The following is a 20,029-nucleotide window of genomic DNA, read 5'->3' as shown; positions in this document are numbered from 1 at the left end:
AGGCCCCGCTGCAGGCGCCGAGACCACGGGACGTGGCGCAGCTTGGTAGCGCACTTGACTGGGGGTCAAGGGGTCGCAGGTTCAAATCCTGTCGTCCCGACCAGCGTTTATGCAGGTCGGAGGTCGTTTTCATCGAAAGATGGAGGCGGCCTTTTCCTTTTGGTGATCGCAATGTGGTCGCGAACGCTCGGTTATGTCATTTCAGAGGGTGCGCCCGGTTGCTCGGGGGGCTCTGGTGCAGTCGTAATGTGGCTTTTATTCGCTTGGTCGACGTAGCTGAGCGTAGTCGCCGCGCGGTCGGGTCGCTCTCCATTGCCGAAACGGGCTCGGTTCTCCGGACATGGGCATGCCTGTGGGGCCCGCGGCGTCAGTTCTTGTGATGAGCCGTGTGCCTGAGTGGTCGTGTGTTGCTGGTCGGCGGTGTCGGCGGTGGCTGTGCAGTCGTCAGGCTGCGTGGCTGAAGAGCTGGCTCGGTAGGGGGTTGTTGACGGCAGGGGCGTTGTCGCCGTGGAGGGTGCGGGCTTCGGCGAGGCGGAGCCGTTGTTCGATGGTGTGGACGGCGGCCATGGCGACGTCCCAGGTCAGGTGGCTGTAGATGTTCGCGGTGGTCGAGAGTGTGGAGTGCCGCAGGGTCTTGGAGATGACGGCCATGGGGACGTTGCCCTCCAGGGCGAGGGTGGCGGCGAGGTGGCGCAGGTCGTGGATGGTGACGTGCGGCAGTCCGGCCTGTTCGCGCAGTTCGTGGAAGCGTCGGCGGACCGCGGCCGGGTGGAGGGGCTTGCCGTCGGTGTCCTGGAAGACGTGGTCGTTGCTCGGGGAGGTGTTCCTGGCCATCGCGCGTTCGAGGGCGGCGGCGACGCGGTCGGACAGGGGCACCCAATTGCGGCTCTTCTTGGTCTTCGGCGCGGTCAGGACGAGTTCGTGGTTGTCGATCGCGGAGAGGGTGTGGCGGATGTACATGACGCGGTCGTCCAGCCGCACGCACGGGCGCTGGAGGCCGAGGGCCTCGCCCTTGCGCAGGCCGGTGCCGGTGATGACCTCGATGAGGTCGGCGAAGGCGGGGTCGACGCCTCGGCAGTGGGAGAGGAAGGCGACGGCCTGTTCCGCGGTCCAGGGGACGCGCTCGGCGGCTTGGGGCCTGCGCATGGGCAGGGGCTGGGCGGCGTTGTAGGGGAGGCGGTGGGTGCGCACGGCCGTGCCGAGGGCGCTGGAGAGCGTGGCGAGGCAGTGGTAGACGGCCTGGCGTCCGCGGCCGGCGTCGAGTTGCTGGTGGGCGTAGGCGGCGATGTGGTCGTGGGCGAGTTCCTCCAGGCGCAGTTTGCCGAAGACGGGGATGAGTTCGCAGAGCACGTAGGTGCGGTAGCGGGCGTAGGTGGTGGGTTTGAGCAGGAACTCCATGCGCTTGAGCCACTTGGTGAGGTAGGCGGCCACCGTCTCGTGCGGGTCGGCGTCGAAGCCCAGCCGGCGGCCTTCGAGGAAGCGCCGCAGCGCTGTCTCGGCGGCGAACGCGTCCTCGAAGCCGCCGCGGCGTATGGTGCGGCGGCGGCCGGTGAGGGAAGGGATGTCGACGGCGAACGTCCACGTGCCGTGCTCCTCCTCGGTGAAGCGAGGGCACGCTGCGCCGAGCTGGCGCCGCGTGGCATCGCGGCATCCGCAGCGGCGGTAGACCCGGCCCGGCCGTCCTGACTTGCGCACTTCTTGTTCCTCCTGCGGCTGTGGTTCCTTGATCTGCTCGCGGAGGCTACCGGTGCAGCGCCTGGGTGATCGCCTGCGACCACCATGCGATCACCAACGCGGAATTGGGGCTCTGACCTGCGGCTCGGGGTGAGGACCCGCACCTGGGTATGCCGGGAGTACGGGAAGCTGCCGCTTGGGCTCACCGGCACGCTCCCCGGTTGTCGGGTGCGTGCACAGGCGGCACGGACACCCGAGTTCGCCGCCTGGTGACACGGTGTCACCGAGTGCGGTCAGGTGAGCCGGTCGTGGTTGCGTGAGGCGGTCTCGCGGACGAGGCGGGCGAAGCGTTCGCGGCTGCGGTCCTGGTGCTTCTCGGCCTGTTCGTCGTCCGGGTCCTCGGCGTCGTCGGTGCCGAGGTCGTCCTCGTCGTCGAGGTCGTCGTACTCGGTGTGGAGGAGCCAGCAGCCGTGGATGCCGGCGAGGAGGTCTTCGAGGAGGTCGCGGGCGGGGCGGTGGGGGTCGAGGGGGGTGAGGCGCAGGCCGGTGTCCTCCGGGTCGGCTTCCTCGTCGTCGGAGGTGTAGTCGTCGAGGTCTTCGAGTTGTTCGCGCAGTCCGGCGGGGTCGGGGAGGAGGCCGTCGGCGATGTGGAGGGCGTGGCGGACGAGGCCGGTGACTGCGTCGTGGGGGGTGTGGCCGGCGTCGATGAGTTCGAGGACGTGGGTGGGGGTCTGGTGGGGGAGGGCTTCGATGTTGTCGGCTTCGAGGAGGACGGCGGTGGTCTCGTGGCCGGAGGCGTCGGCGGTGACTTCGGCCGCGGCGGCGAGCCAGTGGGCGGCCGCGACGGCGGCGGCGGTGGGGTCGACGTCGGAGAAGAGGGCGGTGGAGCCGAAGGGGTTCTGTTCCAGCAGGTGGTCGGCGGCGGCGACCTGGACGGGGGAGGCGTCCTCGCGGCTGAGGAGGACGGCCTGCTGGGAGCGGCCGGTGAGGTTGCCGAGTTCGGCGCTCTCGACGGCGGCGAGTTCGGTGATGGTCTCGGCGAGGACGGCTTTTGTCAGGTCGGGGTCGTCGATGGCGTGCAGGGCGCGGCCGGCCTGGTGGGCGGATTCGAGCAGGGGGCTGTAGGAGACGGTCAGCATTCCGTTCTGGGGCAGGTTCGGTGCGGCGACGGCTTCGGCGACCTCGCTGAAGGTGTCGCGTTCCTGCTCGCGGCGCCAGCCCTCGGTGTTGGGCTCCAGGGAGCCGGCGGCGCTGGCGGGGTGGGTGTAGGTGCGCCAGGCGGCGTCGGAGAGGTGGCTGAGTGCGCGGGCCAGGCCCAGGAGAACGGAGGTCTCGGCCTCGGTGGGGAGGGAGGCGACCCGGGTGGCGAGGTCGCCCTCGCCGGTTCCCCAGGTGGCGATGAGCTCGTGCCGGTCGGGGTCGATGCTGTAGCGGGTCACGAATCCGTACCTCCAGGGATGCTGAGGTGCCGTGTGGCACTGACAGCGGCCATTTTGGCGGACCGGCGGGATGCGGAAGCGCGGGAGCGCGCCGATGGCTGGGACATTCGGTGGTGGCACGTCGAGTCGGCGGGAAGCGCGAAGTTCTTCCGAACGTAGCCGAGTTGGTGAGGAGTGCTATCGCCGGGAGTACTTGCCGGCTCAGGACTGTGCCGTGCGCCCCGCCTCGTAGCAGGCGTGGATATAGCCGGCGGCCGGCGGCCGGCAGCCAGTGGGCTGTGGCGGACGGCTGCGGTGGCAGCGGTGATCTCGGCGAGGAGGGCTGCGTGCGCCGTCTCAGCACACCTTCCGGCGCCGCACCGCTGGAGCGCGCTCGGTCCGACACCGCCCACACGGTGACAGAACGAGCGCCGATCACGACCTCGTTCAGCGGGAACGCCTCTTCGGGGGATCTTGAACGCCGCTACGCGCCCCCACTGTTGTCGGCCGACCGATGGATCGGCGACCGCTGAACGGGTGAACTTTCGCTCCAGAACACCAGCGTGGCGGGCTATCGGGCTTGCTGGGCTGCGTAACGGTGACCTTCGCCCGGCAGCGTGCGGATAAGCTCTGCCACAGGTGCACACCCCTCCCCTGGCTGGCCGTCAAACGCCTTCCGGGACTTGCTGCGGCATTCAGAGCCAAGGGCTCCACGAGGCCCTTTGAGGCCGAACATGGCCGGCTCCGTGTGGTCGGCGTTCACGGCCGACCCTTGACGGGCCCCGACCGACTGTCCCGACCGAACGTCGTCGGATCTAGAAGACGTCGTGCAGGGTTTCCACGAGGCGGGCGATGTTCGCTTCGTCGCGGCGGTAGTAGGTCCACTTCCCCCGCCGGGTGGCGATCACCAGCCCTGCTTGCCGCAGCATCGTGAGGTACTGCGAGGTGGTCGGCTGGCTCAGACCCGCGCGCTGCTGGATGTCGCTCACGCAGACCCCGATCTCGATGTCGTCGAGTTCCTGACCGGGAAAGCTCATCGGCTCCTTGAGCCATACCAGCATCTGCCGGCGGGCCGGGTTGGACAGGGCCCGGAACACAGCCAGCAACTCCGCCTCCGAAAACACGTGACCATCGTAGCCCAAGTTCACATTGACAATTTGAAATATGTCAATCTACGGTCGTCGCATGTCTACTTCGATGCATGTGATGGAACTCGTCCACTTCGGCAGCGCGGACACCGCCTTCGCCGCCCGAGAGTTGCCCAGGCCCGTCCCGGGGCCCGGCCAGGTGTTGGTGCGGGTGATGGCTACGTCCGTGAACCCCCTCGACCTGCAGACCCGGCGCGGCGACTATCGCGACCAGGTGGCGCTGCCCGCGGTGATCGGCAACGACGTGTCCGGCGTGGTGGTCGAGGCCGGCCCCGGGGCGGACGAGTTCCAGCCGGGCGACGAGGTCTGGTACCTGGCGCCGGTGTTCGCCGGGCCGGGAACCTACGCCGAGTTCCACGTGGTTGACCAGGCCCTGGCCGCCCGCAAGCCTGCGAGCCTGTCGCACGTCGAGGCCGCCGGCCTCGCGCTGGTGGGCGTGACGGTGTGGGAGGCGCTGGTCGAACGCGCCGGGTTGCGGGCCGGGGAGCGGGTCCTGGTGCACGGCGGAGCGGGCGGGGTCGGCTCGGTCGCCGTCCAGGTCGCCAGGGCGCTGGGGGCCGAGGTGGTCACCACCGCGCGGGCCAGGGACCACGAGTTCGTCGCCGGGCTGGGAGCCGACACCGCGATCGACTTCTCGGCTGGCGATTATGTGCCGCAGGTCCGCGCGCTGGGCGGGGTGGACGTCGTGCTGGACACCGTGGGCGGGGACACCCTCACCCGCAGTCCGGAGGTCCTCGCCGACCGCGGCCGCGTGGTGTCCATCGTGGACATCCCCGAGCCCCAGAACCTGCTCGCGGCGTGGGGCGTGAACGCGACCTACCACTTCGTCTTCGTCAGCCCCGGCCGGGAGAAGCTCGCGGCCCTCGCCCGGCTGGTCGATCGGGGAGAACTCCGGCCAGTGATCGGAGCCGTGCTGCCGCTGGCCGACGTCACACAGGCGCACGCGCTGTTGGAGGGCGGCTCGGCCGGCGAGGGCCGCAGGCGTCCGCGCGGAAAGATCGCCATCGCCGTGCACCCCCAGGATGAGCTGCCGCACCAGACGGCGCCCTCGCCCCGGAAGGGCTGAAGCCTGGTTCTTTGGTTATCTGCGGGTCCAGGTGAGGATGGCGGCACGGTGGAGTGCGGCCGGTGGGCGGTGGTGAGTCTGTCGGTGCGCATGGCCAGGCCGTGCCGCTGCTTCAGGTGACCGATGCACCGCTCGACGGCGTTCCGCTCCTTGTGGGCCTCGGCGTCGAAGCCGGGTGCGCGGCCACCCGGGGCCTGAGCGGGGAACGCGGATCACGGCCGTGACGGTCGGGCAGGTGGGCGACGCGCCCGCCTGCCCGGAGTGCCGGCGGGCGGGCCCGGACGTCACTGGCCAGGTGGACCTTGGTGCTCAGGCTCCGCGCGAGCGCTCGATCGCCTGGTCGGCGGGCTCTCCGCGGCCGCCGTCACCCCTTGCGGACGGTGGCGGCGTGCTGTCGGCCCCGGCGCACGGTGGAGTCCCGCCGAGGTGGTCCATCCGATGTCGTCCGCGCCTGACCGGGGAGAGCTGGCGAAGATCCGCTGCCACGTGCCGTCGACCGTCCACCGCAGCAGCCGCTCGTGCGCGCTCCGGAACGGCCCGGCTGGCCGCCTGGCCAGGCGTGAGGATGAAGACGAGCGGTCGGCGGCGGCTGTTCGGGGCGGGGTGGATTCTCGTCGTCAGGCCGCCACGGGACCGTCCGGGGGCATGGTGGTCCGGCAGCCGGCGAGGAGGCGGGAGACCATGGCCCGCGCATGCTCGCGGTCGTATCCCGGGCCCAGGATGCACAGGTTGCCGACCGCGCGCATCAGCGTGTACGCGGTGACGTCCGGGTCGAGTTCGCCCCGGGCCGCGGCGGCGTCGAGGAGCGAGGCGCAGGCCGGGACCAGCGTGTCGAGCATCAGGGAGTGCAGGCTCTGCAGGCCGGGGTCCTCGGACTGGAGCGCCGCCCCCAGTCCGTGCTTCGTGACCAGGAACTCCACGAACGCTTCCATCCACCGCTCCAGGGCCTCGCCCGGCCTCGGCGACCCCGCGAGGTCGGCGGCGAGCTGCGCGCACTCGTCCACCTGGTGCCGGTAGACCGCGACGACCAGCTCCGCCCGGGAGGGGAAGTGGCGGTACACGGTGCCCAGGCCCACGCCGGCCCGGCCGGCGATGTCGCGGATGGGCGCCTGAACGCCCTGCTCGACGAACACCTGCGCCGCGGCCGCGAGCAGGGACTGGCGGGTGCGCTGTGCGCCTGCCGCTCTGGAGTCGGCCGATGGGGACAAGGTCTCACCTCTGGTTCGCGGAACATTGTTCCGCTAATGTGAGCGGAACATCGTTCCGCCAAGTATGCGGCACGCGTCCTCCCGACAGAGAGTCCGCACATGCTCACTCCCGCGCAATCCCGGACGAAGACCGTCGCGGTCAAGCCCATCACCGTTCCCGCCGGTGAGCGGGCGGTGCCCCTGCAGGTCAAGGTGACCGCACCGGCCGAGGGCCGCGGCCTTCCGGTCATCGTGTTCTCCCACGGCAACGCGTGGTCGATGGACGGCTACGAGCCGCTGGTCGACCGCTGGGCCGCCGCCGGCTTCGTCGTCGTGCAGCCGACCCACCTGGACTCGCGCCGCAACGCCATAGGGTTCGACGATCCGCGGTTCGGCACCATCTGGCGCGTGCGCGTCGACGACCTCCACGCCGTGCTGGACCACCTCGACGCCGTCCTGGCCGAGGCGGGCGACCTGATCGACCGCGCCGACCAGAGCCGTGTCGCCCTCGTCGGGCACTCCTGGGGCGCCCAGACCGTCGGCGCCCTGCTGGGCGCCCGGGTGTTCGACGCCCAGGGCGTCCCGGGCGAGGACCTCTCCCACGGCGGAGCGACGGCGGGCGTGCTCATCGCGGCGACCGGCACGGGCGACTCGCTCACACCGTTCGCCGTCGAGCACCTGCCCTTCATGCGGCCGGACTACTCCACCATGACCACGCCGGCGCTCGTCATCGCGGGCGACAAGGACCAGTCGAAGATGTCCACGCGCGGACCGGACTGGTTCCTCGACGCCTTCGACCTCAGCCCCGCGCCCAAGCGCCTCCTCGTGGTCCCCGGCGGAGAGCACACCCTGGGTGGCATCGCCGGGGAGGCCGTGAGCGAGACCACCGACACGGACGCCGACCGGGTCGCCCTCGTTGCCGACGCCGTCGCCGCGTACCTCCTCGACGCCCTCGACCTCGACCCCGATGCGTGGTCCCGCTTCCGCGCCGACACCGAAGCCGACGAGAAGGCGTCCTTCCGGCACAAGGACTGACCCCGGCCCGGTACCACCCCTTCCCGGCCCGTCGCGCGCCGTACGGCACCGGCGATGCACCGAAGTCCGGCGGCCAGGACCGGACGTCCACCGTGAGCCACGCCCTGGTCAGCCGCTGCTCCTGAGTTCCGGAGCACCGCCCCTCAGGTTTCGCCGCCCCTGGAGGTTCCATGACCGACCACATCGCCATCCCCGCCCGCGCGGGCGACGACCTGTCCGGACCGCTTGTCTCGGTCGCACTGGTCGTTTCCCCTCCCGCGACCGACCGGAGGAGCTACAGGTACGACTGACCGCGCCGATGACGGACCGGGCGCTGCCCGTCGTCGTCCTGTCGCACGGGCACGGTCCGTCCCAGTACGTCTCGTCGCTCCACGGCCACGCCTCGCTCGCCGACTGCCTCGCGGCCAGCGGGCTCGCGGTCCTTCAGCCCACCCACCTGGACTCGGCCACCCTCGGCCTGCGGCATGCCGACAGCCCCGAAGCTCCCTTGTACTGGCGCTCCCGCGCACGCGACGTGCCGTCGGTGCCGGACCACCTGGATGTTCTCGACGAGGTCGTCCCGGACGTGGCGGCCCGCACGGACGCAGGCAGGATCGCCCGTCGTAGGCCATTCGATGGGCGGCCACATGGCGAGCATGGCGCTGGGCGCCCAGCCGCGCGACCCCGCCACGGGGCGCCGGGTGAACGCGCGTGACGAGCGGGTGAGCGCCGGAGTGGTGATAGCCGCGCCGGTACGCGGAGGTGCCGTCCTCCATCCCCATGCCGCCCGCCACTACCCCGTCCTCAACGACACCGACTTCACCACCATGGCACCTCCGACCCTGGTCGTGGCAGGGGACCAGGGCCATGCCCACCACCTGAACGTCGTCGGGGCCGCGTGGCAGACCGATGCCTCTCACCTGTTGCCCAGGCCCAAGTTCCTTCTCGACGTCCACGGTGGTGAGCACAGCCTCGGAGGAATATCCGGCTACGACTCCGCGGAGACGACGGATGAGAACCTCACCCGCGCACTCCTGGTCCTGGAGACCACCGCAGCGTTCCTGCGCACCCAACTGGGCGTTGACGACCGGGCGTGGAGCACGGCGACGGCACGGCCGGCCCGCGAACGCGCCGCCTCCGCAACGGTCCACGAGAAGCGGGCTGACATTCCTCGATGGGCGGACGCACAGCTGCGCCGCGTCCAGCAGGGCGAGGACTTCCACGTTGCGCCGGATCGGGACGCCGACCGGACATCCGGCCGGCTCATTTGGGTGTGGGCGGTGGCCCTCGGCGGCGACGTCTACGTCAGGGCGGCGACGCCGAACTCGCGGTGGTTCCACTCCGCCGTGACGAACGGGCGCGGTGCGGGCGCCGTCGCGGACAGGGAACTGCGGGTGGAGTTCTCGGCGGTCGACGACGAGGCGAGGAAGGACCGGGCCGACCAGGCGTTTCGCGCCAAGTACTCCACGGATCCGTACTTCTCCGAGGACCTGCTCAAGAACTCCCGACATCAGATCGCCCGCATCCGTCCGCTTGCCCCCTGACTGCCGTCCGTCGGCGGTTCAGGAAGACGGGCGCTTGGCACGGGCGGTGAGGCGCTCCCAGTTGCGGTGGCCGATGTCGGCCTTCTGCTCGTCGGTGAAGGGGGAGTTCTCCAGGAAGGAACGGGCGGCGCCGTTGCTGGTGTCGACGTAGGGGAAGTCGCCGGGGCGGAAGCCGTAGGTGAAGGGGTAGTCGGTGGAGTACAGCATCCGGTCGGTGCCCATCACCTCGGCGGTCCAGCGCAGGTACCGGGGGCTGTTGGTTCCGCTGCCGGCGACCCAGAAGTTCTGCTTGAAGTAGTCCGCCAGGGGCTGCCGCAGGCCGCCGGCCTCGGCGAAGAAGCCGGTGTGGTCGACGTAGAACAGCACGACTTCGCCCCAGTGTCCGGCGATCACCTGAAGGCCAGGGAACCGGTCGAAGACCCCCGAGAAGATCATGCGCAGATACTGGACGCCGAGGTCGTAGTACCAGCCGAGTCCGGCTCCGGCCAGCAGGGGCCCCATGGGGTCCGGGAGGTCGGAGTAGTAGGCGTCGACGACGGGCCGGGGCGGTGTCTGCGGGTGGAAGTGCAGCGGCACCGCCAGCCGCTCGGCGGTGGCGTACAGCTCGTCGTTGTCGGGGTGGTCGGCCGGCTTGTCCCCGGTCCGTCCGTACAGCATCGCTCCGGGGAAGCCCAGCTCGACCACCGCGCGCTCCAGTTCGGCCGCGGCCGCGGCCGGTGACTGGGTGGGTATCGCGGCGAACGCCTGGAAGCGGTCGGGCCGGGAGGCGACGATCTCGGCGAGTTGGTCGTTGGCGTCGCGGGCCACCGCGACGGCGTCGGCTTCCGGCAGGTCCTGCACGCCCGGGGACGACAGGGACAGCACCGCGACGTCGATGCCTTGGTCGTCCATGTGTGCCAGTCGCCGCTCGCCGGTCTCGCGCAGGTTCTTCGCGATCGGGCTGTCCCCGAAGCCGCGCGAGAAGACCTGTGGCGATCCGGCCCGCCGGTACGCCTCGTGGACGGCCGGTACGACGACGGTCTCCTCCACTCCGACGATCCGCAGACGATTGGACATGACGGTTCTCCTCGTAGCTGATGTTTCCAGTGGAACGCCAATGAAGATATCAGCGATATTATCGACGTCAACACCATTCCGGTATCGGCGATATTAACGCCGTGCTCCCGGCGGCGTTACCGTTGATCCATGCCTGTTGAACCGACCCGTACGCGGCTCGCCGCGGAGCCTGGAGCCGCCGCACGCGAGCAGACGCGCCGCCGAGTCGTCGATGCCGCGATCGACCTGCTGGAGCGCGGCGGCCGCGACGCGGTCACCACCCGGGCGGTCGCCGACGCCGCAGGGCTGCAACCACCCGCCCTGTACCGGCTGTTCGGCGACAAGGAGGGACTGCTGGACGCGGTGGCCGAGTACGGCCTCACCCGATTCCTGGCCGCCAAGCAGCAGATCGAGCCCACCCCGCACGATCCGGTGAAGGAACTGTGCGACGGCTGGGACGCCGTGGTCGAGTTCGGCACCGCCAACCCCGCGCTGTACAGCCTGATGTACGGCGAACCCGCCCGGTCCACCACGGCGATCAGGATCGGCTTCGAGCATGTCGGGGAGCGGATCCGCCGCATCGCCGCCGCAGGTCTCCTGCGCGTCGACGAGCGCCTCGCCGCCCAGATCGTGCACGCCAGCGCCAGCGGCGCCGTCCTGACCTGGCTGTCCGTACCCGAGCCCGAGCGGGACCCCGCACTCCTCATGGCACTGCGCGAATCGATGATCACCACCGTCACCACCCGGAAGCCCGCCGTACGGGAGGCGGGGCCGGCCGGCGCCGCCCGCGCCCTGCGTGCGGCACTGCCCGGCCAGAGCGCCCTCAGTGACGCCGAGCAACAGCTCCTGGCGGAATGGCTCCAGCGGTTGTCCGCATAGTTCCCCCGGCCGGTCGGGCCGGGCCGCGATGCCGCGCGGCGTCGACGGGCCCGGTGGTCGGCGAGCTTCGCGGCCCCGGGCCCGTCGGGTGCGTGCGCGGACCGCGTGTTCAGTCGAGCAACGCGGTCGCCTCGACCTCCACCAGAACATCCGGCTCGAAGAGGGACTCCACGCCGATGAGCGAGGCCGGAGGCATCGGCAGCGGCAGCCCGACCTCCTCGGCGACGGCCTCCACCCCGGCCATGAACTCGCCGATCAGCTCGGGCTCCCAGCGAGTCACGTAGAACGTCAGCCGGAGCACGTCGGCGAACGAGGCCCCGGCGCCGGCCAGGCCGACAGCGGTGTTGCGCAGCGCCTGGGTGACCTGCCCGGCCAGGTCGCCGGGCGCCACCGGCGTGCCGTCGGCCCGGCGGGCGACCTGCCCGCTGACGTGGACGTGCCGGGTGCCGGTGCCGACGGCGACGTGGTGGTACGGGGCGGGCTGCATCATGCCCTCGGGAGTGAAGTGCCGGACGGTCACGGTGGCTTCTCCTGTTCACGGACGGTCGGCCGGGCGGCGGGGAGGCGCCGACGGGGCGTCCCTCTTGACGCCTCGATCCGGTATCCAGAAGCTACTTAGTAGCCTGAAGGAACTTCAACGAGACCAGGTTTCGCCGTGGATACCACCGACCCCGCCGGGCTGCGCATCGACGCCCCGCACCGTGAACTGCTCGACCAGGTACTGGACAAGTGGTCACTCGCCGTACTCGACCGGCTGTGCGAACACCCGTGCCGTTTCAACGAGTTGCGCCGGGCGATCCCCGCCGTCACGCAGAAGTCCCTGACGGCGACCCTGCGCCGGCTGGAACGCAACGGCGTGATCGAACGCGAAGTGACCGCCACCCGCCCGGTGGCGGTCACCTACCGGATCACCCCGCTCGGCAAGACCCTGCGCCACCCGGTGGACGTCCTGCTGGCCTGGGCCGACGCGCACCTGCCCGCCATCGAGTCCGCCCGCCGCGCCTTCGACGACCAGGAGGAGGGTGGCCTCCGCCTCCGTTGAGCACCCCTACCCCGCCCTGCGGTGCGTGGTCAGCCGGCCAGTCCGGCGCTGGTCAGCCAGATGTGCTCGCAGGTCGCCGATGCCACCCGCAGTTCCCGAGGGGACTGCTGCGAGGCGTGGTAGAAGGTCCGCTCGATCATCCAGCACAGGGCGCGCGCCATCGCCGGGGCGTCCTGCGCCCCGGCGCCGGCCCGGATGCCGGCGCGTTCCAGGACGGCGGTGATGGCCGCCGTGAACAGGTCGGCTGTGCGGCTCCACAGCTCCCCGATCGCGGGGACGGTCAGCGAAAGGTCGATCGCCGTGCGCATCACCAGGCCGTGCTCGTCCCACAGTTCCACCGTGCGCCGCATGGCTGCCGCGACGGCCAGGCGCGGGTCCTCTGCCTGCGCGGTGGCCCGGGACCGCTCCCACAGGTGCTCCACCGTCCGGGCCACCAGAGCCGTCACCACCTCCTGTTTGGAGCCGAAGTAGAAGTACAGCGCGCCCCGGGTGATGCCGGCACCCTCGGCGATGTCGCCCACGGTCATGGCCTCGTAGCCCTTCTCGGCCAGCAGGGCCTCGCAGGTGTCGAGAATGGCCCGCTCCCGCGCGTCGCCCTTGCGTTCGCCGGCCCTCCGGCCCCTGGCCGCGGCGTGGTCGGGCGTCACAGCTGCGCCCCGCTGGGGAAGTCGGTGGTGAGGGAGAGCGCTTCCCAGCTCCGGATGTCCGCGTCCACGGCCCGGCGTGCGGCGCCGACCAGCCGCAGCGCGTCCGAGCCGAGCAGGAGGTGGGCCGGCGGCTGCTCGACGGTCGTGATGTGCACGACGGCCTCGGCGGCCCTGACCGGGTCGCCCAGCTGGTTCCCGCTGGCCCGCTGCCGGGCCTTGCGGATGGGTGCGAACAGGTCGTCGTAGTCCTCGACGCTCCGTTCGGCGCGGGTCATGGACCGTCCGGCCCAGTCGGTGCGGAAGGAGCCGGGCTCGATCGCCGTGACGTGGATCCCGAACTGGGCGACCTCCTTGCCCAGTGCCTCCAGAGCGCCCTCCAGGGCGAACTTGCTGGCGCAGTAGGCAGACATGCCGGGCACGGCCATCAGGCCGCCCATCGAGGTGACGGCCATCAGGTGGCCGCGGCGGCGCCTGCGCAGGTGGGGAAGCGCGGCCTGCAGCGTGGCCATCGCCCCGAACACGTTGACCTCGAACTGCCGTCGTACCTCGGCCAGCGGGGTCTCCTCGAAGGTGCCCTCCAACCCGTAGCCGGCGTTGGCGACGATGACGTCCAGCGGGCCGACGTTCCGCTCCACCTCCGCGACCGTGTCGAACACCGCGCGGTCGTCGGTCACGTCCAGGATGCGGCCGTGGGCGCGCCCAGGCTCCGACTCCTCGAAAGCCCGCAGGTCGCCCGCCGAGCGAACGGTGCCGACCACGGTGTGCCCGGCGTCCAGGGCGGCCCGGGCGAAAGCCCGCCCCAGACCCGTGCTGACGCCGGTGATGAGCCAGTTGCGCTGCTCCATCGCTCCTCCAGAAAGGGGTGTTCCGAAGAGGTCGACCGCCTCCTCGGTTAGAAATCTACACTACGTCGATTTTTACTATCGGTGCGTAGATTTTTGGGAGACTGGGACCGGCCTCGTCGCCGCCGTCCGACCCGGACCCTCCGCGGCCGCAGAGCCGATCGCCGTGGAAACCACTGGGCCTACGACGCGCCGGTGCCGCCCGGCGACCTGGCCGGGCAGACCACCGGGCGCCGCACAACACCGCCGTCGATCCGGCCCGGGCCCGATCGTGCGAGGCATGGGGCGACCGCGGCGCCCAAGTCCTCGCGGGCGCAGTCGGCAGGGTGCTCGAAATCGTCGGCATCAAGGGTGACGTGCCGGGTGAAGTCCTCCGGCGCGGGCCGCGGCCGTGACGAGGTCAGGGGAGCCGTCGGCCATCGGGGCGGCCCACAGGGGCAGGCCGGTGCCGAGGAGGGGCAGGCCACCGGGCATGACGTGACGCGTCAGGTTCAGGTGGCGTCGGTGTGGTGGGGGAGGTGGTGGGGGAAGCGGATGCAGCAGGCGGCCGCGGCCAGGGCGGCGGCGAGCACCAGGGCGGCGCCCAGCAGGAGCGCGTCGTGGTAGCCGTTGTGTAGGAGCGGTGCGGCCAGCAGGGGGCCGAGGATCTGGCCGAGGCTGTAGCCGGTGGTGAGCAGGGCGATGGCGTGCGGGATCCGCAGATGGGTACCGATCGCTAGGGACATGGTGCTCACGCCCATGAAGGTGGCGCCGAACAGAACGGCGGCGGCAAGCGCGGCAGCGCTGCCGCTGGCCAGGGCGGGCAGGGCGATGCCGATGGCCTGCAGAGACAGGGAGATCGTCAGCAGGGCGGGGCGGGACATGCGCCGGGCCAGGCGCATCCACAGGGCGCACGAGGGCAGCGCGGCCAGGCCGACCACGATCCAGGCGCCGCTGCCGATCCAGCCGGGGGCACCCTGCTGGAGAGCGGCGACCAGGAAGGTCCCGGCGATGATGTAGCCGATGCCCTCCAAGAGGTAGCTGGCCAGCAGGGTGGTGAACCAGCGTCGGGTACGCGGCCGTTCGGCCGTGGCCGTGGCGGCGGAGACGGCGATCTCCTTCTGCTGCGGCACCAGGTGCCAGGCGGCGATGGTCAGCAGCACGGTGAGTGCGGCGCAGGCGAGCCAGGCTGCCTGCCAGGAGCCGGCCTGCTGCACCGCCACCACGGTCAGTCCGGACAGGGCGATGCCCGCGCCGACCCCGCCGAAGGCCCAGCCGGCCATGTGCTCGGCATGCGCGGCGAGTCCGGCCAGCATGGCGCTGGTCGCGATCATGAAGACGAGGGCGCTGGCCGCGCCTGCGACCAGCCGCAGCGCCCACCAGACGCCGCCTTCGTGGGTCAGCGGCATCAGCGCGAGGGACGCCGCCAGCGCAAGGAGTCCGGTACGCAGGGCGGCCGTCGAGCGCAGCAGCGTGGGGGCGGCGATGCCGAGCAGGGCGCCGGCCAGGTAGCCGGCGTAGTTGGCGGTGGCCAGTGCGGCCCCCAGGCCGTCCGACATCCCGGCCTGCGCATGCATCAGCGGCATGATCGGCGTGTACGCGAACCGGCCCACGCCCATCGCGGCGGCCAGGGCGGCCGCGCCGCTCAGCACGGTCGGCCACGGGGAAGCGTCCTGTGGGCCGTTGCGGAGGTGGGCGGACTGCGCAAACACCTGTTTCATGATCACTTCTCTTTCGCGGTCTTCGCCCGCAAGAGGGCTACGCGATCGACGCTAGGCCGCGGGAACAGCGGACGGAAATGCCGGTTACGCTGCATCCATGTCACCCAGGCATAGTGCGAGGCGGCGATGACCGCGCCCGGCGCAGGGAGCGCGTCCGGTATCGAGCTGCGGCACCTGCGGGCTTTCGCCGCGGTGGCCCGGCGACGCTCGTTCACCCGGGCGGCCGAGGAGCTCCTCATCACGCAGCCGGCCCTGAGCCGCACCGTCGCCCAGCTGGAGGCGGCCCTGGGGGTGCGACTACTGGAGCGCTCGTCCCGGCACGTCGCCCTCACCGACACCGGCGCCGTGTTCCTCGCCCCCGTGGAGCGGACCCTGGCCGCGTTCGACGCGGCGCTGGCCGCCGCCCGCCAGGAGGTGACACTGCGGCTCGGGTTCAGCTGGCTGCTGCCTGATCCATGGGCGCAGCGCGCCATCGCCCGCTTCGAGCGGGAGACCGGCGGGCGGGTCGAGCTGGTGCGCTGCGACGATCCGCTGGACGCCCTCGGCTACCAGAGAATCGACGTGGCTCTGATCCGCGGCAGCCGGCCGGTCGGCACCGCAGTGCGCACCGTGCACCTCTACGACGAGCGGCGCGTCGCCGTCCGTGCCCGCGGCGAGGAGGGCGGCGATCCCGGGCGGGCGGTGCCCGACGCACTGCACTGGTCGGACGCCCACGAGTGGACTTTGGTCGTCAACACCGCCAATGGCACCACCGGCCCGTGGTGCTGGCCGGACGGTGACGGCCCGCGCCGGTACGTGGAGACCGCGAACTTCGATGAGTGGCTCGAATCCGTGGCCGCGGGACGAGGTATCGGCATCGTCCCCGACACCGCCGAACGCCGCATCCACCATCCCGAACTGCGGTTCATGTCGCTGGCCGGCGCTCCGCCCAGCCCGGTCCGCCTCGCCTACCGGCCGGAGGAGGGAAAGGGCTCCGCTCCGTTGCGACGCTGCCGCGACTTGCAGCGATGCGGGCCAGACATAGCTGAAGCCGAAGGGGCGTCCGCCATGTCCGGAGGAACAACTGGAACCAGGCCGTTTTGAGCCGTTGCCGACACACGGCCTAGGTGTATTGATCACGAGCATTGTTGACGGTGGTCGGGCTTGATCATGGCGAAGACCGCCGGTGTGGTGGAGGTGGCTAGGCTCCATACCACGCACGGAGGTCTCGTGCCGCGCCGTTCGCGCTCGCCGGCGTATTTCCCTCCGGCAACGACACCTTCGCGGTGAGCCTGGTGCTCTCCATGGCTGATCCGACCCGCAGCGCGCTGCTCGACCCCGCCGTGTTCGAGGCCGTCGCCCGCCGCTTCCCTGCTACCGCCGCCTGGCTCGACCTGGCCCCGAACCGCAGACGGCCGTCCGGCGTGGCCCTCGGCCTGCGTGCCGCCCAGCATCTCGCCACCCACCTGGACCAGAAGACGGTCCAGGACCTCCGCCCGTGGTTCGACGCGCAGGTGACGGCCGACCGCGGCAACGAGCAACGCCTCACCGAGAGTTCACCGTCCTCGGACCGGCGGGCTGCCGCCCTGGCCGCTTGCGCCTTTGACGATCCCGTCGTCATGCGGGCCCGTGCCCAGGTTCGCCACCTGCTGAAATCGGTGGACGACGCCTACAGCACGGACGAGGTGGACCGAGCCGTCACTGACTGGCTGGCCGCCCGCCCGGACTTCTCGCCGACCCACGACGGCCCGACCCGGGATCAGTGGGATGCACTCATCCCAGGCTGAGTCACCTGCCTGACGCCTCGCCTTCGACGATCCCTGTCGTCGGACCCTCGTCTGACGACAAGGAGGCGGCCCGCATGGCGGTGCGGTGCACCAGACCGTCCAGGATGAGGGTCAGGCCGGCCTCAAAGGCCAACTCGTGGTCGATCACGGGCAGGTCCGCCGGGGCGCCGGAGCCGTCGCCGGAGTCGGCGTCCGCCTGTTCCTCCAGGACGCTGCCGACCGTGAAACGGCCGGCGGCCAGCATCGCCATCTGCGCGTCCTGCTCAGACACTCCGGAGGCGACCAGGAAGTCCGTCTTGTGGCGGATCCGGTCGAGGTCGTTGACGGGGGTGCTGCCTGCGTGGAGGCGTGCGCCGTCCCGGCGCATCAGCAGGGTGCGACGGAAGCTTCGCATGTTGTCCGGGAACCAGTCGCGCCAGTCGTCGCCGGGCATCGGAAGCGGAGCGGTCGCATGCGGTGCCATCGCCGCCTCCGCCATCGCGGCGAGGAGGTCCTTCTTGGTGCGGAAGTACCAGTAGAGCGAGGGTTGTTCGACGCCGAGCCGCTTCGCCAACCGCCGCGTACTGACCGTATCCAGCCCGACCTCGTCGAGCAGGTCCAGCGCTTCGGAGACGACGAGCTCACGGTTCACCTTGGTCACATTGACAAATCTATCAGTGATAGCCGACTCTGAAAAGGAACCATTCACCGATAGATTTTTGGGAGTGATGAGCATGCCTGACACTTCGGGAGCGCGCCCCCTGCGGGTCCTTGTCGCCGGCGGCGGGATCGCAGGCCAGGCGCTGGCCTTCTGGCTCACGCGAGGCGGCCACAAGGTGACCGTTGTCGAACGCTTCCCGGCCCTGCGGGCCACCGGGGCGCAGGTCGACCTGCGGGGGCAGGGCATCGAGGCCGTCGAACGGATGGGGCTCCTGGACGCCGTCCGCGCCAGGCTCGTGGACGAGGCGGGTGTGGCCTTCGTCGACGCGCGCGGCAGGGCCAGGGCGACGATCATGGCCAACACCTCCGGCCGCGGCCGGCAGAGCCTCACGTCCGAGTACGAGATCATGCGTGGTGACCTGGTACGCATCCTGCACGACGCGTCGAAGGACGGCACCGAGTACGTCTTCGGCCTGAGCGTGGACGGCTTCGAGCAGGACGAACAGAAGGTCGTCGCGCACTTCTCCGACGGGTCCACCGGCGAGTTCGACCTCCTGGTCGGCGCGGACGGGCAGGGATCGCGCATCCGCCGGGCGCTCCTCCCGGCGGGCTCCGACCCGTACCGGCGGCTCGGTATCCACATGGCCTACTGGTTCGTCCCGCGCATCGCGTCCGACAGCAACATCCGGGACACCTGCATGGTCCCGGGCGGCCGTCAGATCATGCGCCGCAGCCACAACCCGACCGAGACCCAGGTGTACTTCGTGATGCGGGAGGAGTCCGAGGAGGCAACGGCGATCCACCGGGAACCCGTCGCGCGCCAGCGGGAGTTCTGGGCGAGCAGGTTCCGCGACGCGGGATGGCAGACCGAGCGCTTCATCGACGGCATGCGGACCAGCCCCTTCTTCTACTCCCAGGAGGTCGTCCAGGTCCGAACCGACACCTGGTCCAAGGGACGCGTGGTCCTCGCCGGCGACGCCGCCCACTGCGCCTCCCCGTACAGCGGTATGGGCATCTCCGGCGGCCTGGTGGGCGCCCACGTCCTGGCCGGCGAGATCAACCGGAACCCGGGCGACCTGCCGACCGCACTGGCGAACTACGACCGCGTGCTGCGGCCCTTCGTCGACGAGATCCAGGGTGGCGTCAATCCGCGTCTCCTGCGCCTGTGCATGCCGGTCACACAGCGTGCGATCGACGCCTTCCAGACCGCCACCGCACTGGCCTGCTTCCTGCACGTTCCCGACCTCGTCGCGCGCTTCTCGAAGGAGGACCGCGGCGGCAGCTGGCGGCTCCCCGATGACCCGGTGCCGATCAGCGCCGTCTGAAAGCGGCCGGCCAATCGGGGACCGATAACCGTCGCGAGAAGCACGGCAGGAACGAAGGCGCCGGCCCGCAGGGTGGTCAGCGCCCTGTCGACTCCTGACTCTCGCCGCTGCCCGCGGTCGTGGTGGTCGTGGCGGCGGCGTAGCGGCGGGCGAGGGTGGCGCAGGCTTCGTTGAGGGCCGGCGGGCCGATGACGTGGAGGTTCGCGTCGAAGCGGCCGAGGGCGGCGGCGAGGGCGGTCCAGGACCAGGAGCCTGTGATCACGCGGCATCGTGCGGGTCCGAGCGGTTCCACGATGCCGTCGGGGGTGTGGGGTGCGACTTCCGAGGCGGGCAGGTCCAGGACGGCCTCGCCCTGGCAGGGCCAGGCGGGCCCGGTTCCGTCGGAGCCCCGGAAGTTGCCGGTGACGAACGTGGAGACGTCCCCGCCGGGCACCTGACGTGCGGTGAAGCGCGGACCGGTCGGCGTGCGCGGGGTGATGCGGTCGGTGCGGAAGGTGCGCCAGTCGTCGCGGTCGGTGTCCCAGGCCAGCAGGTACCAGTGGGTGCGCCAGGCCACGAGGTGATGGGGCTCGACACTGCGTCGCTGTGGTGCGGCCTCCTGGTACGGGGTGTAGTCCAGGCGCAGGACCTCGCGGCGCTGGATCGCGGTGCTCACGGTGGTGAGCAGATCCGGGGCCGGGGCGGCCGGTGGGGTGCCGGGGCCGGGTGGGCGCACGGTGGTGACGTGGAGCGCGTCCACGCGCTGGCGCAGGCGCGGAGGGAGGAGGTTGCGGATCGTCGCGAGCGCCCGGTCTGCGTCCTCCGCGATCGCGGGGTGGGCGGTGCTCTGCAGCGCGACGGCCAGGGCGACGACCTGCTCGTCGTCGAAGAGCAGCGGTGGCATCTGCGATCCGGGACGCAGACGGTATCCGCCGCCCGGGCCCTTGTCCGTGGCGACCGGGTAGCCCAGCGCGCGAAGACGGTCGATGTCCCGGCGCACGGTGCGCACGGTGACCTCCAGCCGCTCGGCCAGGTCGTCGCCGCTCCACTCCGGTCGCACCTGGAGCAGGGAGAGCAGGGCCAGCAGCCGCGAGGACGTCTTCTGCATGCCTCCATCATGCGGC

General features: G+C 71.1%; 18 protein-coding genes, 1 tRNA gene and 2 pseudogenes. 9 read left to right on the top strand and 12 right to left on the bottom strand.

Annotated elements, in window-relative coordinates; all coding sequences use genetic code 11:
* Window positions 1–26 precede the first annotated feature (26 nt).
* Window positions 27–103 (top strand) — tRNA-Pro (locus ACFVUY_RS27535).
* 341 nt (window positions 104–444) lie between these two features.
* Here ACFVUY_RS27535 and ACFVUY_RS27530 read toward each other — a convergent pair.
* The 3 genes from ACFVUY_RS27530 to ACFVUY_RS27520 form a co-directional block, all read right to left on the bottom strand.
* Window positions 445–1,695: a tyrosine-type recombinase/integrase gene (locus ACFVUY_RS27530; protein WP_387734276.1), complete on the bottom strand. Its 1,251-nt coding sequence runs from the start codon at window positions 1,693–1,695 to the stop codon at window positions 445–447.
* A gap of 272 nt (window positions 1,696–1,967) precedes the next feature.
* Window positions 1,968–3,113 (bottom strand): hypothetical protein, encoded by a 1,146-nt coding sequence (locus tag ACFVUY_RS27525; protein WP_387734273.1) that lies wholly within the window; start codon window positions 3,111–3,113, stop codon window positions 1,968–1,970.
* A gap of 794 nt (window positions 3,114–3,907) precedes the next feature.
* Window positions 3,908–4,216 carry an ArsR/SmtB family transcription factor gene (locus tag ACFVUY_RS27520; RefSeq protein WP_387734271.1) on the bottom strand — a complete coding sequence of 103 codons (309 nt, stop codon included), beginning with the start codon at window positions 4,214–4,216 and terminating at the stop codon, window positions 3,908–3,910.
* A gap of 61 nt (window positions 4,217–4,277) precedes the next feature.
* Here ACFVUY_RS27520 and ACFVUY_RS27515 point away from each other — a divergent pair, with 61 nt between their 5' ends.
* Complete coding sequence (locus tag ACFVUY_RS27515) at window positions 4,278–5,306, top strand: zinc-binding dehydrogenase (protein ID WP_387734267.1); 1,029 nt, start codon at window positions 4,278–4,280, stop codon at window positions 5,304–5,306.
* Between the two features lie 546 nt (window positions 5,307–5,852).
* Here ACFVUY_RS27515 and ACFVUY_RS27510 read toward each other — a convergent pair.
* Window positions 5,853–5,945 (bottom strand): annotated as a pseudogene (locus ACFVUY_RS27510) (IS5/IS1182 family transposase); the annotation flags it as partial.
* Window positions 5,924–6,514 carry a TetR/AcrR family transcriptional regulator gene (locus ACFVUY_RS27505; RefSeq protein ID WP_387734266.1) on the bottom strand — a complete coding sequence of 197 codons (591 nt, stop codon included), beginning with the start codon at window positions 6,512–6,514 and terminating at the stop codon, window positions 5,924–5,926. The gene ACFVUY_RS27505 and the pseudogene ACFVUY_RS27510, both read right to left, overlap by 22 nt.
* A gap of 99 nt (window positions 6,515–6,613) precedes the next feature.
* On the opposite strand from ACFVUY_RS27505, the gene ACFVUY_RS27500 reads away from it, so the two are divergent.
* The gene (locus ACFVUY_RS27500) at window positions 6,614–7,528 is read left to right on the top strand and encodes an alpha/beta hydrolase family protein (RefSeq protein ID WP_387734264.1); all 915 of its coding nucleotides are present in this window, start codon (window positions 6,614–6,616) and stop codon (window positions 7,526–7,528) included.
* A gap of 626 nt (window positions 7,529–8,154) precedes the next feature.
* Window positions 8,155–9,051 (top strand): DUF2255 family protein, encoded by an 897-nt coding sequence (locus ACFVUY_RS27495; RefSeq protein WP_387734262.1) that lies wholly within the window; start codon window positions 8,155–8,157, stop codon window positions 9,049–9,051.
* 18 nt (window positions 9,052–9,069) lie between these two features.
* On the opposite strand, the gene ACFVUY_RS27490 is transcribed toward ACFVUY_RS27495, so the two are convergent.
* Complete coding sequence (locus ACFVUY_RS27490) at window positions 9,070–10,107, bottom strand: amidohydrolase family protein (protein WP_387734260.1); 1,038 nt, start codon at window positions 10,105–10,107, stop codon at window positions 9,070–9,072.
* A 129-nt stretch (window positions 10,108–10,236) separates the two neighbouring features.
* Here ACFVUY_RS27490 and ACFVUY_RS27485 point away from each other — a divergent pair, with 129 nt between their 5' ends.
* The gene (locus tag ACFVUY_RS27485) at window positions 10,237–10,965 is read left to right on the top strand and encodes a TetR/AcrR family transcriptional regulator (RefSeq protein ID WP_387734257.1); all 729 of its coding nucleotides are present in this window, start codon (window positions 10,237–10,239) and stop codon (window positions 10,963–10,965) included.
* A 109-nt stretch (window positions 10,966–11,074) separates the two neighbouring features.
* Here the strand turns inward: ACFVUY_RS27485 and ACFVUY_RS27480 are convergent, their stop codons facing one another.
* Window positions 11,075–11,485: a RidA family protein gene (locus ACFVUY_RS27480; protein ID WP_387734254.1), complete on the bottom strand. Its 411-nt coding sequence runs from the start codon at window positions 11,483–11,485 to the stop codon at window positions 11,075–11,077.
* Between the two features lie 135 nt (window positions 11,486–11,620).
* Between ACFVUY_RS27480 and ACFVUY_RS27475 the strand changes: the two genes are divergently transcribed.
* Window positions 11,621–12,007, top strand: a complete 387-nt coding sequence (locus tag ACFVUY_RS27475; protein WP_387734251.1) for a winged helix-turn-helix transcriptional regulator — start codon at window positions 11,621–11,623, stop codon at window positions 12,005–12,007.
* A gap of 29 nt (window positions 12,008–12,036) precedes the next feature.
* On the opposite strand, the gene ACFVUY_RS27470 is transcribed toward ACFVUY_RS27475, so the two are convergent.
* From ACFVUY_RS27470 to ACFVUY_RS27460, 3 genes are all read right to left on the bottom strand, one after another.
* Complete coding sequence (locus ACFVUY_RS27470; protein WP_387734249.1) at window positions 12,037–12,654, bottom strand: TetR/AcrR family transcriptional regulator; 618 nt, start codon at window positions 12,652–12,654, stop codon at window positions 12,037–12,039.
* Complete coding sequence (locus tag ACFVUY_RS27465) at window positions 12,651–13,499, bottom strand: oxidoreductase (protein ID WP_387734247.1); 849 nt, start codon at window positions 13,497–13,499, stop codon at window positions 12,651–12,653. Before ACFVUY_RS27465 ends, ACFVUY_RS27470 begins: the two co-directional genes overlap by 4 nt.
* A 488-nt stretch (window positions 13,500–13,987) precedes the next feature.
* Window positions 13,988–15,196, bottom strand: coding sequence for a YbfB/YjiJ family MFS transporter (locus ACFVUY_RS27460; protein ID WP_387734244.1), 1,209 nt, complete (start codon window positions 15,194–15,196; stop codon window positions 13,988–13,990).
* A gap of 126 nt (window positions 15,197–15,322) precedes the next feature.
* Here ACFVUY_RS27460 and ACFVUY_RS27455 point away from each other — a divergent pair, with 126 nt between their 5' ends.
* Window positions 15,323–16,279, top strand: coding sequence for a LysR family transcriptional regulator (locus ACFVUY_RS27455; RefSeq protein ID WP_387734242.1), 957 nt, complete (start codon window positions 15,323–15,325; stop codon window positions 16,277–16,279).
* A gap of 104 nt (window positions 16,280–16,383) precedes the next feature.
* Window positions 16,384–16,962 (top strand): annotated as a pseudogene (locus tag ACFVUY_RS27450) (FAD-dependent oxidoreductase); the annotation flags it as partial.
* A 1-nt stretch (window position 16,963) separates the two neighbouring features.
* Here ACFVUY_RS27450 and ACFVUY_RS27445 read toward each other — a convergent pair.
* Window positions 16,964–17,677 carry a TetR/AcrR family transcriptional regulator C-terminal domain-containing protein gene (locus ACFVUY_RS27445; RefSeq protein WP_387734240.1) on the bottom strand — a complete coding sequence of 238 codons (714 nt, stop codon included), beginning with the start codon at window positions 17,675–17,677 and terminating at the stop codon, window positions 16,964–16,966.
* Here ACFVUY_RS27445 and ACFVUY_RS27440 point away from each other — a divergent pair.
* Window positions 17,676–18,926, top strand: coding sequence for an FAD-dependent monooxygenase (locus ACFVUY_RS27440; protein WP_387734238.1), 1,251 nt, complete (start codon window positions 17,676–17,678; stop codon window positions 18,924–18,926). The two genes, ACFVUY_RS27445 and ACFVUY_RS27440, sit on opposite strands and share 2 nt — an antisense overlap.
* 76 nt (window positions 18,927–19,002) lie before the next feature.
* Here ACFVUY_RS27440 and ACFVUY_RS27435 read toward each other — a convergent pair whose 3' ends face one another.
* Entirely contained in the window at window positions 19,003–20,013 is a 1,011-nt protein-coding gene (locus ACFVUY_RS27435; RefSeq protein ID WP_387734236.1) for a helix-turn-helix transcriptional regulator, read from the bottom strand.
* Window positions 20,014–20,029 lie beyond the last annotated feature (16 nt).

Source organism: Kitasatospora sp. NPDC058063 (assembly GCF_042885395.1).
Classification (GTDB): Bacteria; Actinomycetota; Actinomycetes; order Streptomycetales; family Streptomycetaceae; genus Kitasatospora; species Kitasatospora lactacystinica.
The sequence above is the reverse complement of the archived record's forward strand: the minus strand, read 5'-3'. Positions and strand labels throughout refer to the sequence as shown.

Bases quoted from the DNA above. Each gene is read 5' to 3' on its own strand.
- ACFVUY_RS27490 (WP_387734260.1), bottom strand. From the start codon at position 10,107: ATGTCCAATCGTCTGCGGATCGTCGGAGTGGAGGAGACCGTCGTCGTA.
- ACFVUY_RS27455 (WP_387734242.1), top strand. From the start codon at position 15,323: ATGACCGCGCCCGGCGCAGGGAGCGCGTCCGGTATCGAGCTGCGGCAC.
- ACFVUY_RS27440 (WP_387734238.1), top strand. From the start codon at position 17,676: ATGCCTGACACTTCGGGAGCGCGCCCCCTGCGGGTCCTTGTCGCCGGC.
- ACFVUY_RS27435 (WP_387734236.1), bottom strand. From the start codon at position 20,013: ATGCAGAAGACGTCCTCGCGGCTGCTGGCCCTGCTCTCCCTGCTCCAG.
- ACFVUY_RS27460 (WP_387734244.1), bottom strand. From the start codon at position 15,196: ATGAAACAGGTGTTTGCGCAGTCCGCCCACCTCCGCAACGGCCCACAG.
- ACFVUY_RS27515 (WP_387734267.1), top strand. From the start codon at position 4,278: ATGTCTACTTCGATGCATGTGATGGAACTCGTCCACTTCGGCAGCGCG.
- ACFVUY_RS27495 (WP_387734262.1), top strand. From the start codon at position 8,155: ATGGCGAGCATGGCGCTGGGCGCCCAGCCGCGCGACCCCGCCACGGGG.
- ACFVUY_RS27445 (WP_387734240.1), bottom strand. From the start codon at position 17,677: ATGCTCATCACTCCCAAAAATCTATCGGTGAATGGTTCCTTTTCAGAG.
- ACFVUY_RS27465 (WP_387734247.1), bottom strand. From the start codon at position 13,499: ATGGAGCAGCGCAACTGGCTCATCACCGGCGTCAGCACGGGTCTGGGG.
- ACFVUY_RS27485 (WP_387734257.1), top strand. From the start codon at position 10,237: ATGCCTGTTGAACCGACCCGTACGCGGCTCGCCGCGGAGCCTGGAGCC.
- ACFVUY_RS27500 (WP_387734264.1), top strand. From the start codon at position 6,614: ATGCTCACTCCCGCGCAATCCCGGACGAAGACCGTCGCGGTCAAGCCC.